Genomic DNA, 14,829 nt, shown 5'->3' on the forward strand with positions numbered 1-14,829 from the left:
TTTAAATGGGGGCTTTTTTATATTACGTTAAAAATATAATTCATATAGCTCTATTAGGTATATTATAATTAAATTTGTTGACTTTTTTACTTATTACTATAAAATAATATTGAACTATATTTTAATGTACCTACCAAATCCATTTATTTTATATAGGATTATTTTTTATAGAGGATAATATGCAAGTTTCTAAAGAGTGGCTTGAAAAATATTCTAAAATAAAATATATGCTAAAAGCACAAGATAATTTAGAAGAAGCATTTACAAAAAAAGAAATAAATAATTCAAAATTAGAAATTTTAGATTTAGGTGAAGTTAATATAGAAAGCGGAAAAATTATTGCATGTGATCCTTTAGCTTATTTAGATGAAGAATCTTTATCCTTTATACAAGAGGTTAAACCAAATAAATATAAAGTGTTTGCTGGTGTTTTAGAAGATGAGGAGAGATATGCAATCGTAAAGCTTCAAATATCTGACAAAATGCCTAAGTATTATGATTTGGCATTAACAGGGGTAGAAGAATTAGATGATGTAGAAGATGGAGATTTTTTTGGGTTTCCAGTTGATGCTGGTATGGCTTGTATATGCGATTATAATGCTCTTAATGATTTTATAAAATTTGAAAATAAATTAATAGAATCAAATGGAGATGATTATAATAGGTATGATGATTTATTTGCGAAGCTTTTAGAAGACAATGCTAAAAAATATCCTAAATATCAAAGTGAATATGGTGATTGGCTTAATTTTAACATACCAGATAGTAAATATAATATAGTTTTATTTCAAAGCGGATACGGTGATGGATTTTATCCTGCATATTTTGGCTTTGATGATAAAGACGAAATTTGTGCTTTATACATTATATTTATAGATTTATTTGCTGAGGATTAATGATTTTGTAAAATTTAAAACCTTATATAAATATTTTATTAAAAAAATATTGGGAGTATATAGAGTAATGAATGTTTTGGATTATATAAAATACAATTTTTTTAATATAAGAACTCCAAGCTTAGTTGAAAAGGTTCGTTTACAGGAATATGCTAATAGAATATCAGGAAGTAAATATCATTTTGTAGATTTGAAAACAGGTGCTTTAACAGATACGCTTGCTAAGTTTATTTTTGATATGTATAAGGTAATCGGTCCCTTATTGTATCCTTTAAAAGAAGAATTTATCATTAAAGATGGTAAACAATTTTCATACTATCTTATAGAAGTATCTTTTAATGAAGAGATGAAAAATCTATATCTCACGCTTAACAAGGAATATATGACAGAAAAACTTAATAGCGGAGAAAAAGTTAATAATGTATTTAATGATGTAAAAAATAATTTTAGTAAGTTTAAAAAATTTATTAGCAGCGATAATGGTCGGGAAATAAATTTGACATTTAATTTGCTTAAAGATTTTGCTGCTATATCAAATTTTGACTTCTTTTTATTTTTAAGAGCTTTTTGTCCTTCTTTTGTAGATGGAGCATATAATTCTAATCCTACGTTTAAAAGTACATCAAATATTCAGGTTGTAGACGATTTAATAAGATTAGATGAAGCTGTAAAGAGTATAGTAATAAGAAAAGAATTAGCAAGTGCTTTGAAAATTTTTCAAAAGTACAGCGGTATGCCGGAGATAGATGAAAATAATTTAAAATCATTCTTAGCAAGAGTGAAATATTTACAAACACCAAATTTATTAAGTGATATCATCATTTATCTATTAAAAGATTTTACATATAAGTCTCCTACAAACTCATCTAATGTGAATATTTTTGTGAACTATATTACAGACTGCACAAATAATTTGAAAAAAGATATGAATGAGATAGTATCTGAAATAAAATTTAATAAAATTACTACAATGAGAGAAAAGACTTTCAGCGGAATTGAAATAATGAAGATGAGCAATATTAATGATGATAAAAATGAACTTTTAGAAAAATATGAATGTAATACTTTTACTTGCGTAGAGCCGTTAGAGTATATAAAAACTTTTGTTGTAGAGATATTTGATATAAAATATAAGGCTCCTTTAAATGATATGTTTTTGGGTGTAGATTTCGCTAATAAAGAAAGAAATTCTATGGGACTTGATGCATTTTATACTTTAAATGATTCTAATACAGAGATTGTTAATTTTGATGCTCAATTAAGTCCTGAATCTGAAAATTTTAAAAGATTTAAAGGATGGACTATTACGAAAAATAAAGCCTTAACAAGCAGAGATTTAATTGAAGCTATGGTTAAAAAATTAGATGAAGAGGGAAATAAAATCATTATTAATGCTTATAATTCTGTATTAGATTTAACAAGCATAGTAAAAAATGTTATAGAAGACTATGATAACGGAACTAAAAATGAGATTCTTAATGCTAATAAAATACCTACTTTAGAAAGATTTAATTTAAAAATAGCAAAAGAAATGCTTGATGATTTTGAAAATTTTATATCCCTATTAAAAAACTTTGTAAGGTAATAGATATTATTTAGAGAGCAAGCATTATGTATAAAAAATATAAAACAGCTATTAATATTAGTATTGGTATAATCATAAGTATTATTTGTCTATATTTCGCTTTTAGAGGAATTGATATAAAGGGTTCTATTGAAGTAGTAAAAAATATTAATATAGCATACTTTATCATATCTTTAATACTTAGTGTAGCTATAATTGCATTGCGTGGTTTAAGGTGGGAATGTTTTATACCTTTAAATAAGCCTATTAAGAAGAGAACTGTTGTAATGGCTGCTTATATTGGATATATGGCTAATAATATACTTCCTGCTAAACTTGGAGAGGTGGCACGTGCTTATATACTTGGTGTTAAAGAAGATGTTAGTAAATCTGCTTTAATTGCTTCAGTTGTTACAGAGAGATTATTTGACGTTATTATTGGGGGTGTTATACTCACTATTTCTGTGGCATTTATTCCAAATCTTCCAAAAACTATAACTTATGCTGCAATTGCTTTATTTGTTGTATCTATTGCTGGTTTTTTGGTGTTAATGTTTTTAGTGTGGCAGAAAGAGTTTGCTCATAAGGTTTTTTATAAAGTTTTTGGTATACTTCCTCAAAAAATCGGCTCTAAGCTAATAGAGTTCTCTTGCAATTTTATAGATGGTATAGGTTTTAAAAATGATGCTAAACATATATTTTTAATATTTTTATATACGATTCTCTATCTTATAGGACAAATACTTACTATAAGCTTTCTTTTGGAGGCTTTTAATATAAAATCTTCTCCAATTATAGCTTTATTTATATTTGCTATAGGAGGTTTCGGTTTTGCTGTACCTTCGGCTCCTTCTGGAATAGGTCCTTTTGAATGGGCTATTATTTTTGGGCTTTCTTTAATAGGTGTAGAAAAAACTATAGCAGCTCCTTATGCTTTGGTTTATCATATAATGGGTATCGTACCTATTACAGTAGTTGGATTTATATTCCTATTTATTATGGGTATTAACTTAAAAGAAGCTACCGCACAAAAAGAATAATTTGTAAGAATTAATATAAATATAGTGTGTATTTTTATGATTATAATATTGTGTAATATCATATTTTGTTGTTTATATACGGTGAAGATAATTTTAAATTTAAAAAGTTATATATAATTTATTGATATTGTTTTGTATTTTATATATAATGTGTAAATCATGATATAAAAAGAATTGGAAAAATTTAATTTAAATAAAATTGTATTTTAATAATTTTATATATTGATGGATTTGCATGCTTTTTAGGTGATTATCCAATTATTGTTATATATAAACCAGAATCAGAAAAGTATTATAGGAGAATATTTTTTACTATAGCACATGAAATATATCATTTAATATATATATACAGAGAATGAAAAAGATGCTGATATTTTTGCAAGTGCTATGCTTGTTACAAAAAATGATATATTTTCTATTTTAAAAGAATTTGATGATGATATTTTAAAAAGCTCTGATGTGGTAAAGATATCAATATTTTTGAGAAATCTTAAGGATTTGAAGGAATCAATATTTGAAAGATTATATATAAAATTAAATGTTTCTATGAGAGCTATTTTAAAATCTTTAATAAATCATAAATTTATAATTGGTACAGAAAAAGATAATGAATATCTTATAGATGATCTTACGTTTAAATTAAATAGTAAGAAAATTTTTGTTAATCAAATAAATATTTTATCAACAAAAGAATTTTTAAATAAATCAAATTAGGAGATATATTAATTTATCATCATAATTTTTTTAATTATTATATATTTTTTATAAATTATTATATTTTCAAAAAAAATTTACATTAGAAATATATATAGAAATGTGTATATTCAATAATAATAATATTGACAGTTTATTTATAAATGTTATAATTTGGTACAATAAAAATACATTTTAGGAGATTAAAAATGTCAAGATTTACAATTCCTAGAGATTTATACTATGGCGATAATGCTATGGAAGAATTAAAAAACTTAAAAGGCTACAAAAAAGCTATAATCGTTACAGGCGGTTCATCTATGAAAAGAGGTGGATTCCTTGATAAATGCGAAAAGATATTAAAAGAAACTGGTTTAGAAGTTAAAATATTTGACGGTGTTGAGCCAGACCCTTCTATAGAAACAGTTTATAAAGGTGCTGAGGCTATGAGAGAATTCCAACCTGATGTAATAGTTGCATTAGGAGGCGGTTCTGCACTTGATGCTGCTAAAGCTATGTGGGTTTTCTATGAATATCCTGAGAAAAAATTCGATGATATTAAAACTCCTTTTACTATGCCTAAACTTAGACAAAAAGCTATATTTGCAGCTATACCTTCTACAAGCGGTACAGCTTCAGAAGTTACTGCTTTCTCAGTTATAACTGATTATTCTACTAACATCAAATATCCATTAGCAGACTTTGAAATTACTCCAGACATTGCTATACTTGATTATTCAATACCTATGACAATGCCAGAAACTGTTTCTGCTGATACTGGTATGGATGCTTTAACTCACTCTATAGAAGCTTATGTTGCAGGACTTAGAACTGACATAACAGATGCTTTAGCTATGAAAGCAATTGATATGATTGTTCATAACATAGAAAAAGCAGTTAAAGGCGATAAAGAAGGAAGAGCAAAACTACATGTTGCTCAATGTTTAGCTGGTATGGCTTTCTCTAATGCTTTACTTGGTATAGTACATAGTTTAGCTCATAAAACAGGTGCTGAGTTCCATATAACACACGGCAGATGTAATGCTATACTTCTTCCTTATGTTATAGAGTACAATTCAAAAGTTTGTGCTAATAGATTTGCTGATATAGCTAAAATGCTTAAACTTTCTGGAAATACTGATGCAGAACTTACAGCTGCTTTAGTAAATAAAGTTAAAGAATTAAATGTTAAATTAGGCATTAAACAAACTTATAAAGACAACGGCGTAACAGAAGACCATTTCAAACAAAAATGTGATGATATAGCTAAAAATGCAGTTGCTGACCCTTGTACAGGTTCTAACCCAAGAGAGACTGATGTTGCTAATATGAAAAAAGTATTAGAAGCAGCTTATTATGGAAATGCTGTTAACTTTTAATTAATATATTTTAATCATAGTTTTTCCCCGAGTATTATTATTATATAATGCTTGGGGTTTTTATATGATTAAAAATATGTATTGTAAATATTATTTTGAAAATAAAATAATAATATAAAAAACTTTATATAGAATTATATGCAATTTATAAAAAAGACTTGACAAAAAAAAGTATTGTATTATGATAGCCTTAAAATTACGATAAAATGGAGTAAATATGGAAAAATTAGAATATCTTAGTTTTTTTAATATTATAGAAATGTTAAATGGATATTTTGCTAAATTCGATGATGATTTCGATGATGATGATTATGATGATTATGACGATGAAGAAGAAGATTATGATGATGAAGACGAGTACGATGATGATGATGATTTCGATGATGACTTTGATGATGATTTCGATGATGAATATGAAGAAGATGACGAGGATTTAGATGATGAATATTATGAAGATGATGAAGATGAGTATGATGATGAGTATGATGATGATTTAGATTTTGATGATGACTTCGATGATGATTTTGATGATGACTTTGATGATGATGATTTCGATGATGATGAAGACTATGATGAAGATGATTATGATGATGAAGATTAATAAATATAAGTAAGCAATATTAATATAATAAGTATTAATATTGCTTATAGTATAGGTTTTTGAATGGCTGAAAAAAATAATAATAAATTTAAAAATTATAATAATTTTTATAATAAGAAGAAAAAAGATAACTCTTATAATAATAGAAAAAAAAATAATCATAATCAATATAGAAATAAAAAAACTATAGAGGAATATGAAAAAATATATCTTAGCAATAAGATGAAAGACAAATCAGAAAAAGCAATATGTCCTATATGTAATGAACCTATATATATACCAGAGGAAGCTATAACACATAATGCTACAAATAAACTTGCACATTTTGAATGTATATTAAAAGAAATCAAAAATAACAATGAAGAAGAGATGGAAGAAAATGATAAAATAGTTTATTTAGGTTCTGGTACTTTCGGCATCATACAAGAGCGCAAAAATTCTAAGGGTACTAAACTCTTTGTAAGAAAGAGAATAAACTACGAAAACAGAAAAGTAAAAAAAATAGAAGACGATTCAGATCCTGAAGAGGAGGATTTATTTAATGTATGATATGCCTAAGGGATTTTCCTCTGCGGCAATAAAAGCAGGACTAAAAAACAATGATTATGATCTTGCTATAATAAAAAGTGAATTGCCAAGTACGGTATCGGCATTATATACGCAAAACAAATTGCAGGCTGCTCCTATACAATTTTCTAAAAATAATGATAAAAACAAAATTGAATTATTAATAGTGAATAGTAAGTCTGCTAATTCTCTCACTGGTAAAAAAGGCTATCAAGATGTTTTGGATATAGCTAAACATTCCAGCAGTGTTTTTAAATGCAAAAAAGATAATATAATGATGGCATCAACTGGAATAATAGGTATTCCATTAGAAGCAGAAAAAATAAAAAATGCCATTAGTAATGCTAAACTAAATATTGGATTTGATGAAAACATTATAAAGGCTATTCAAACCAGAGATAGAATAGATAAAGTATATAAAACCCAATTACAAATAGAAGATAAAACAGCAAACTTTTTGGCAATAGCAAAAGGAAGTTCAATAGTTCACCCTAATATGGCTACTGTATTACTATTTATATTTACAGATTTGAATGTAGAAAAAAAGAGTTTGAACAAAGCATTTAAATATGCAGTAGAACATACATTAAACAGAATATCAATAGACGGAGAAACATCAACTAATGATATGGCCTTGATAATGGCTAATGGGGCATTAGAAAATAAAGCCATCAATGAAAAAAATAAAAAACTATTTTTAGAATTACAGCAAAAATTAGAAGAGATATGCGCTGTTATATCTAAGATGATACTATTAGACGGCGAAGGAATGAGCAAAACAATTATGGTATCTGTAAAAAAAGCAAAGACTCAAAAGGATGCCTTGGAAATAGCAAGCAAAATATCAAAGTCTAATCTTGTGAAAATTTTATTTATTTCAAATGAAATAGATTACCGTAAGCTGTTATCAACTATAGGGAATATGAATGTTAATATAGATAAAATGTCAATAACAGTAGATAATATTAATATTTATAAAAACGGAAAAATAAATGAAAATCAAAATGAATTAAAAATATTAAATAATAGTTTAAATAAAGATAAAAATGAACATCATATTATATTAGATTGCGGATATAATACAAAATTTGAAGATTACTATTATTTTACAGATATAACTCAGGAATATATATCAATACATTCAAGTTATAATATTTAACTTCTTATATTACCAACAGTAGGGTCATATATTACTTCTTCTGGAAGAGTATAAATATTATTATTCTCTGTATTATTAGATTTTTCATTTGTATAATCATTATTTTCATCTAATGGAGCATAATAATATTCTTCTTCTTCTTCTTCCATATTAGTTAAATCATTATTATTATTTCTTCTAGTACCGCTTCTTATATGGTCAATATTACATTGAGTACTAAGGTCAATATTTCCTCCAACAGTAAGAGGAGTAGTATTAATACAAGTATGATTCCTAGGAAGTCCTGAATCCTGACAAATCTCCACAATAAATACATCTTCCGGCACTTTCCAATGAAACTCTCTTTTATCTAAAGGAGTAATAGCATCTAAATATTGAAATGTAGCCAAAGCAGTAGTAGCTCCTCCTGTAACATTATTAGGAAGAACATCGTTTCTATCGCTTCCAATCCAAGCAACAGTTACAATCTCATCATTATAAGCTACAAACCAGTTATCTCTATGTTCGCTTGTAGTACCTGTTTTAGCAGAATATGAAGGACTTTGAAAACCATAAGTATTAGCGCTTCTATATGCTGTGCCTCCTGGTGCTATTACTTTTTGGAGAGTAGAGTTTAAAAAATAATATGATGCTTGTGAGGTTGAACTAATTTTTTTGGGTGTTCTGTCGGCAAGAGCAGTTACGCTTAATTCATTACCGTCTATATCTATTACTTTATCTACTATATAGTTATTATATCTTACACCATTATTAGCAAGCCCTCCATAAGCAGTAGCCAAATCTAAAGGGCTCATCTCTATAGTACCCAAACCTATAGATAATGCATTTGGTATATAGGCATCATTTCCAAAAAACTCTCTTGCATGATCAATAAAATAAGTAAGACCAATATCATTTAATAATTTCACTGCAACTGTGTTAATAGATTTTGTTAAAGCAGTTTCCAAAGTAATTTCTCCCATATATCTCCTATTGAAGTTCCTTGGAGAATATGCAGGTTTTCCAGGTCCTTGAGGATAACTGTAATTTGTATCAATCATAGTAGAAAAAGGCTGAGCACCTCCTTCAAATGCATACAAATATATAAAAGGCTTTATTACGCTTCCTATTTGTCTTTTTGCCTGAACTGCCCTATTAAACTGATTTTGCAATGTGTATCCGTCCCCACCTATCATTACAAGTATACCGCCTGTTTTAGGGTCTATAGAAACCATTGCACCTTGATAGCTTCTGTTGGAAGTAGATGCTTGAAGATTTCTTATTTTTTCTTTCATTACAGCATCTGCTACTCTGTAATATCTTTCATTGATTGTTGTGTATATTTTAAGCCCAGATAATGCAAGTTCATCTTTGTTAAAATAGTTTAATAATTCTTGTCTTACATATTCATTAGCATAGGGTGTTCTATTTACAGTCATTTTCCACTGAGCACCTTTTACTTGTTTGCTAATATTTGTGTATTTTTGGTCAAATAGTTCTAATTCTGCCTTTTTAGTTTCTTCATCTATAATTTTATTTTTTACTAACCTTGAAAGTATTTGGTCAACTTTTTTTCTGCTGTTGTCAGGATTATTTACTATAGAATAATATGTAGGGTTAGGCAGCATACCAACCATTATGGCAAATTCTAATAATCTGCATTGCCTTAAAGGTTTCTGAAAATAATAATTAGCAGCAGCCTCAAAACCATAATTCCCATCACCCAAGTAAACAGTATTAAAATACATCGCAAGTATTTCTTTTTTTGTATATTTAGCCTCTATCTCTCTTGCAGCAAACATTTCAAACAATTTTCTCTCTATTGTTCTTTCGCTTTTTGTAAATAACAATTTAGCTAATTGCTGTGTGAGAGTTGAACCTCCGCCTACTATTTTCCTTGTTAAAATAGTTTGTATTGCTAAATATGCAGACCTAAAATAATTTATACCCTTATGTGAATAAAATTTCTGGTCTTCCATTAAAAGAAGTGTTTTTTCTAAAAGAGGGTTAATATCATCAACATTTACAACCTCATAAGCAGGAGGCATATATTCGCCTATTAGTATGTTATTTTTATCATAAATCTTTGTAGGAGGAGAATCACCGAAAGGGTTTAGGGGGTTAAAATATCTTATTCTCTTTTCATTTCCTCTTATTACTATTATATTATAGTATTCCTCAAGCATAGCCATACTTTGATCTCTCTTAGATACCCAATCTTTATATATATTTCCTACATAAAGACTAAGTATTATACCTCCAGTAGCTGAAATCAAAAGTATAATAATAAATGCACTTATTAGAAATTTTTTAAGTTTTGATTTTTTCTTTTTTACAGTTTTATCTTTAGTAACCATTATACACCAATTAACATAATATTTTTTAATATAATACTATGATATAATTAACTTTGCAAGTTAATATACATCAATTTTTTGTATCTTATAAAAAACAAATCTTTAATAAATATAGTAAAAAATAAAAAAAGCATAATAATTATTATTATCATGCTCTTTTTTATATTATATATTTTATAATAAATTATAGATTATTATAAATATATTAATTAGATTTTTTATTTACAATATAATTGATAACCTCTTTTTTAGAGTTCATATTTTTTAATTCACTAGCAACAACCCCATCTTCTTCGCTTCCAAATATCTCTAATATATCAGATATAATATCTATATGTGAATCATTATCAACAGCAGCAAGCCCTATTAAACAATAAATGGGATTATTAAAATGATTCTCAAAATTAACTCCATTTTTTACTACAAGCAAAGATATACCAGTTTTAAAAACATTAAAATCTCTTTTAGCATGAGGCATAGCTAAATGTTTACCTATAATATAGTAAAAATCAAACTCTTTTGCACAATCTATAGCATTTTGTATATATTCTCTGCTAATATATTCTTTTTCTAATAAAGGCTTAAAACATTCTTCAACTGCTTCCTGCCAACTATTAATATTATCAATAACATTAACAGAATCAAGCTCTTTAAGCATATCTGCCAAGCCATACATAAAAGATAATATCCTTTAATTTATTTTATTACTTCTTTTACCTTGCTTAAAACATTTTCACCAGATACGCCATATTTTGCTTTTAATTCTGTAGATTTTCCAGACTCAGTGAAAGAATCTTTACATCCTACTATTTTTAAAGGAGCAACATCTTTATGCTCAGCAAGCACCTCAGCTACAGCACTTCCCAAGCCACCTATAACACTGTGATTCTCTAAAGTAACAACGCATTTAACTTTCTTAGCATTTTCTATAATATTTTTAGTATCTAAAGGCTTTAGAGAACGAACATGTATTAAACGATAAGTAATATTGTTTTTCTCTAATAAATTAACAGCATCCACTGCCTGTTCAAAAGAAGAACCATCAAAAAATAAAGCAACATCATCACCTGTTTTAGCTATTTCTTTATTTGTAATATCAAAATTAGCCTCTTCAGGAGTATTATAAATAATAGGTACAGCCTCTCTTGCCACTCTTACATAATAAAGACCTTTATTGTTAAGAGCATAACTAATAGCAGATTTAACATCATTTTCATCAAGAGGAAGAAGTACATTCATATTTGGCACACAACGCATTAAAGCCATATCCTGTGTAGCCTGATGGCTTGCTCCGTCCGGACCAGCATCTAAACCTGGGTGAGTAGCTATTATTTTTAGATTAGCTTTAGTGTAGGCAGCTTGTCTAATTTGAGTCCACACTGTACCGCTTGCAAATATAGCAAAATTAACATATACAGGATACATTCCTTCTAACGCTAAACCGGTAGCAGCACTTAAAGAACTTTGCTCTCCAATACCCAATTCCCAATAATTCTTTGGAAAAGTTTTACTTACATCAAAAGAAGATGTTGAAGTACCTAAATCATTATCTATTACTATTATTTTATTATTTTTTTCTATTAAACTAGTTAAATGTTTTCCTATTATTGCTCTAGGAGCTGAAGTTTTTTCTATGTTTATCATAAATCTTATTCCCCTTTTTTATTACATATCTAAATCTTTTTTTGCTTGCTCAAAATCTTTATCATTTATAGTTAAAGAATGGCAATTAGGGTTATTTTCCAAGAAAGAAACACCTTTACCTTTTACTGTCTTCATTATAATAGCAACAGGTTTTCCGCTTAATGTATCTAATTTGTCTAATGCTTCAACAACATCTTTCATATTGTTTCCGTCTTTTACGGTTATCACATTCCAATTAAAACTTTTAAACTTATCTTCCAAAGAGCCTAAATTAATAACTTCATTAACAGGGTCATGAGAAGATAGTCCATTATTATCTATAATTGCAACTAAATTATCCAATTTAAAATGAGCAGCCTGCTGAACAGTTTCCCAAATCTGCCCCTCATGAAGCTCAGCATCACCGCATAAAGCAAATATTTTATTAGCATTATTATTAAACTTTCTTGCATAAGCCATACCCATAGCAACCGCTAAACCCTGACCTAAAAGACCAGTATTCATCTCTGTTTCTGGTATTTTATTAACATCTGGGTGACCTTGAAGATGACTGTTAATATGCTTTAATGTCTTTAACTCTTCCATAGGTATAATTCCAAGATTAGCTAATATAGCATATTGCATAACAACAACATGTCCCTTAGATAATACAAAACGAGATCTACCGCTGTCTTTCAAATTAATATATTTGTCGTATACAGCAACAGCCATATCCATAGCAGATAAAGATCCGCCTACATGTGCTACCCCTTTTGAATCATAAACCATTTGAAGAAGTGTTTGTCTGCATTTCTTAGCTTTTTTTTCTAATTCTTCTATAGAACTCATTAAAAAATCCTCCAATTTAATATTAAAATTGAATTATTAAAATTAAATAATTAACTTATATTTCAAAATTTAATTATATAGATTTGTAAGAAAAAATTCAATATGATATGTATTTTTATATAATAAAAGAATCCCTTAATAATATATATATATCAAGGGATTCTAAAAATTTTTAATATTTTAAAATAGTTACTTTTTTACTTCATTAGCCATTTTCTTTTCATAAAATTTTGGTGCTAATATTGCCATTATACACATTATTACAAATCCTGTTAATAAAGCCAAGAAAGGATTTAAAGTAATACCGCCAACTATAACACCTATAAATGAAGCAATAGCTACCAAACTTGCATAAGGAAGCTGTGTGCTAACATGCTCAAGTAAAGGACAGTTGCTTCCAGTAGAAGAAAGTATTGTAGTGTCAGATATAGGAGAGCAATGGTCTCCAAATACAGCACCAGACACCAAAGAACCTACACTAATAAGAAGTACATTCAAAAGCTGTTCTCCTGTATAACCATTAGCATTAGCAAGACCTGTAGCAATAGGTATTACTATAGGGATAAGTATAGCAAAAGTACCCCAGCTTGTTCCGGTAGAGAAAGCTATAACACAGCCAAGCAAATAACCAATAGCAGGAAGTATCCAAAGAGGGAAACCGCCGCCTTTAACAACTTCTGATAGGAAAGAAGCTAAACCTAAACCTCCATCTTCTGGCGATGATTTTATAACATTACCAATAGTCCAAGCCAAAGCCAACACCACCAAAGCAGGCACCATAGATTTTATACCTTCCATTATAGCATTTCCAGCAGAACGAACATTTAAAAGTTTTCTAGCAACATAATAAATATACATTATCATAAGCGAAATAACAGCTCCATAAAATAAAGCCTTAGAAGCATCTGTTTGTATAAAAGCATTTGTAACAGTAGTGCTATTGAAAGCTTGTGATAAAGTTTCTATACCGTCAGAACCAATTAACCCCATATACGTAGTAATTGGAAACATTGCTATACAAGCTAATATTAATACTACTATCGCTATAACCATATCATACCATTTAGCACTGTCTCCCGAAATACTCTCTAAATTACCAGGACAAGCACCGTATAAATCTTCATTAAATAGTTTTCCATTAGCAGCATCATCTTCACTTCTTTTCATAGGACCAAAATCTTTAAAAAATAAAGAAATTAATACTACAAAAGCCAAAGCTAAAAGCGGATAAACCGAATATGGTATCATCTTTATAAAGAAGATAAACTCACTCATATTCAAAGATTCAAACCCCTCAGAATCTCTAATATAGCTCATCACAGTTACAACCCAAGTAGATATAGGTGCAAGTATACAAACAGGAGCAGCAGTAGAATCTAATATATAAGCAAGTTTAGCCCTAGAAATCTTTTTTTCGTCGAAAGCAGGACGCATTACAGTACCCACAGAAAGACTGTTAAAATAATCGTCTATAAATATAATAAGTCCAAAAAACCAAGTAAATATTAATACACTCTTTTTAGTTTTAAGGTATTTACTAGCCCATAAACCAAAAGCCTTAGTAGCACCTGTTTTTGAAAGCATGCTGACAAACGCACCAAGCAAAGCACAAAATAAAAGTATTCTCACATTCCAAGAATCCCCAGTCATAGCAGCAACTTTATCTGTAAATATAGTAATAGCAGTAAATATGTTGCCATGTGCAAGTATTAAAGTACCAGAAAGTATACCAACCGTTAAAGAGATTATTACCTCTTTTGTAAGAAGGGCAAGTATTATAGCCAAAAGAGGCGGTATAATACCAAATAAACCGTAATGTTCCATTTTTAAGCAGCTCCTATTTTTTATGTATTATATTCAAATAAAAAAGCCCCCTATATTTAAGGGAGCTTTTAAATTGCTAAACTACAAATAATGAATAAATAATTTAACACTCCCAAACGATAAGAGGTTTATTATGTTTCTTAAATTTATTCATTATTTTCCTACTTTCTTTTTATAGTAATTGATTCTACTACAAAATATTAACTTTGTCAATACAAAATAATATAATAATCAATACTTTTGCATAAAACAACTACAAAATGTATATTGATATATTAGTAAAAAATGTTATTATATA

Annotated in this window: 13 protein-coding genes; 8 read left to right on the forward strand and 5 right to left on the reverse strand. The window is 28.1% G+C overall.

Annotation, left to right across the window (positions count from 1 at the left end):
- Window positions 1–179 precede the first annotated feature (179 nt).
- The 8 genes from R4I97_RS03990 (at window position 180) to R4I97_RS04025 (ending at window position 7,899) form a co-directional block, all read left to right on the forward strand.
- Window positions 180–896 (forward strand): DUF4241 domain-containing protein, encoded by a 717-nt coding sequence (locus R4I97_RS03990; protein WP_335783798.1) that lies wholly within the window; start codon window positions 180–182, stop codon window positions 894–896.
- Window positions 897–963: 67 nt separating this feature from the next.
- Window positions 964–2,481 (forward strand): DUF5312 family protein, encoded by a 1,518-nt coding sequence (locus R4I97_RS03995; RefSeq protein WP_335783799.1) that lies wholly within the window; start codon window positions 964–966, stop codon window positions 2,479–2,481.
- Window positions 2,482–2,507: 26 nt separating this feature from the next.
- Window positions 2,508–3,500 carry a lysylphosphatidylglycerol synthase transmembrane domain-containing protein gene (locus tag R4I97_RS04000; RefSeq protein ID WP_335783800.1) on the forward strand — a complete coding sequence of 331 codons (993 nt, stop codon included), beginning with the start codon at window positions 2,508–2,510 and terminating at the stop codon, window positions 3,498–3,500.
- Between the two features lie 387 nt (window positions 3,501–3,887).
- Window positions 3,888–4,214 carry a hypothetical protein gene (locus tag R4I97_RS04005; RefSeq protein ID WP_335783801.1) on the forward strand — a complete coding sequence of 109 codons (327 nt, stop codon included), beginning with the start codon at window positions 3,888–3,890 and terminating at the stop codon, window positions 4,212–4,214.
- Between the two features lie 188 nt (window positions 4,215–4,402).
- Entirely contained in the window at window positions 4,403–5,572 is a 1,170-nt protein-coding gene (locus tag R4I97_RS04010) for an iron-containing alcohol dehydrogenase (protein WP_335783802.1), read from the forward strand.
- Between the two features lie 217 nt (window positions 5,573–5,789).
- Window positions 5,790–6,173, forward strand: a complete 384-nt coding sequence (locus R4I97_RS04015; RefSeq protein ID WP_335783803.1) for a DNA primase — start codon at window positions 5,790–5,792, stop codon at window positions 6,171–6,173.
- A 63-nt stretch (window positions 6,174–6,236) separates the two neighbouring features.
- Window positions 6,237–6,722: a hypothetical protein gene (locus R4I97_RS04020; RefSeq protein WP_335783804.1), complete on the forward strand. Its 486-nt coding sequence runs from the start codon at window positions 6,237–6,239 to the stop codon at window positions 6,720–6,722.
- Window positions 6,715–7,899 (forward strand): bifunctional ornithine acetyltransferase/N-acetylglutamate synthase, encoded by a 1,185-nt coding sequence (locus R4I97_RS04025; RefSeq protein WP_335783805.1) that lies wholly within the window; start codon window positions 6,715–6,717, stop codon window positions 7,897–7,899. Before R4I97_RS04020 ends, R4I97_RS04025 begins: the two co-directional genes overlap by 8 nt.
- Here R4I97_RS04025 and R4I97_RS04030 read toward each other — a convergent pair.
- The 5 genes from R4I97_RS04030 to R4I97_RS04050 all read right to left on the reverse strand — a co-directional run bounded on the left by R4I97_RS04030 (window position 7,896) and on the right by R4I97_RS04050 (window position 14,531).
- Window positions 7,896–10,235 carry a transglycosylase domain-containing protein gene (locus tag R4I97_RS04030; RefSeq protein WP_335783806.1) on the reverse strand — a complete coding sequence of 780 codons (2,340 nt, stop codon included), beginning with the start codon at window positions 10,233–10,235 and terminating at the stop codon, window positions 7,896–7,898. The genes R4I97_RS04025 and R4I97_RS04030 overlap by 4 nt on opposite strands.
- A 205-nt stretch (window positions 10,236–10,440) precedes the next feature.
- Complete coding sequence (locus R4I97_RS04035) at window positions 10,441–10,911, reverse strand: PTS sugar transporter subunit IIA (protein WP_335783807.1); 471 nt, start codon at window positions 10,909–10,911, stop codon at window positions 10,441–10,443.
- A gap of 20 nt (window positions 10,912–10,931) precedes the next feature.
- On the reverse strand, window positions 10,932–11,879 hold the full coding sequence (locus R4I97_RS04040; protein WP_335783808.1) for a transketolase family protein: 948 nt from the start codon (window positions 11,877–11,879) through the stop codon (window positions 10,932–10,934).
- 21 nt (window positions 11,880–11,900) lie between these two features.
- Complete coding sequence (locus R4I97_RS04045) at window positions 11,901–12,707, reverse strand: transketolase (protein ID WP_335783809.1); 807 nt, start codon at window positions 12,705–12,707, stop codon at window positions 11,901–11,903.
- Window positions 12,708–12,896: 189 nt separating this feature from the next.
- Window positions 12,897–14,531 (reverse strand): Na+/H+ antiporter NhaC family protein, encoded by a 1,635-nt coding sequence (locus R4I97_RS04050; protein ID WP_335783810.1) that lies wholly within the window; start codon window positions 14,529–14,531, stop codon window positions 12,897–12,899.
- Window positions 14,532–14,829 lie beyond the last annotated feature (298 nt).

The sequence above is a fragment of the Brachyspira pilosicoli genome (assembly GCF_036997485.1).
GTDB lineage: Bacteria > Spirochaetota > Brachyspiria > Brachyspirales > Brachyspiraceae > Brachyspira > Brachyspira pilosicoli_C.

What these genes read in the sequence shown, in the direction of transcription:
- R4I97_RS03990 (WP_335783798.1), top strand. Translation starts at nt 180, where the DNA reads ATGCAAGTTTCTAAAGAGTGGCTTGAAAAATATTCTAAAATAAAATAT.
- R4I97_RS03995 (WP_335783799.1), top strand. Translation starts at nt 964, where the DNA reads ATGAATGTTTTGGATTATATAAAATACAATTTTTTTAATATAAGAACT.
- R4I97_RS04000 (WP_335783800.1), top strand. Translation starts at nt 2,508, where the DNA reads ATGTATAAAAAATATAAAACAGCTATTAATATTAGTATTGGTATAATC.
- R4I97_RS04005 (WP_335783801.1), top strand. Translation starts at nt 3,888, where the DNA reads ATGCTTGTTACAAAAAATGATATATTTTCTATTTTAAAAGAATTTGAT.
- R4I97_RS04010 (WP_335783802.1), top strand. Translation starts at nt 4,403, where the DNA reads ATGTCAAGATTTACAATTCCTAGAGATTTATACTATGGCGATAATGCT.
- R4I97_RS04015 (WP_335783803.1), top strand. Translation starts at nt 5,790, where the DNA reads ATGGAAAAATTAGAATATCTTAGTTTTTTTAATATTATAGAAATGTTA.
- R4I97_RS04020 (WP_335783804.1), top strand. Translation starts at nt 6,237, where the DNA reads ATGGCTGAAAAAAATAATAATAAATTTAAAAATTATAATAATTTTTAT.
- R4I97_RS04025 (WP_335783805.1), top strand. Translation starts at nt 6,715, where the DNA reads ATGTATGATATGCCTAAGGGATTTTCCTCTGCGGCAATAAAAGCAGGA.
- R4I97_RS04030 (WP_335783806.1), bottom strand. Translation starts at nt 10,235, where the DNA reads ATGGTTACTAAAGATAAAACTGTAAAAAAGAAAAAATCAAAACTTAAA.
- R4I97_RS04035 (WP_335783807.1), bottom strand. Translation starts at nt 10,911, where the DNA reads ATGTATGGCTTGGCAGATATGCTTAAAGAGCTTGATTCTGTTAATGTT.
- R4I97_RS04040 (WP_335783808.1), bottom strand. Translation starts at nt 11,879, where the DNA reads ATGATAAACATAGAAAAAACTTCAGCTCCTAGAGCAATAATAGGAAAA.
- R4I97_RS04045 (WP_335783809.1), bottom strand. Translation starts at nt 12,707, where the DNA reads ATGAGTTCTATAGAAGAATTAGAAAAAAAAGCTAAGAAATGCAGACAA.
- R4I97_RS04050 (WP_335783810.1), bottom strand. Translation starts at nt 14,531, where the DNA reads ATGGAACATTACGGTTTATTTGGTATTATACCGCCTCTTTTGGCTATA.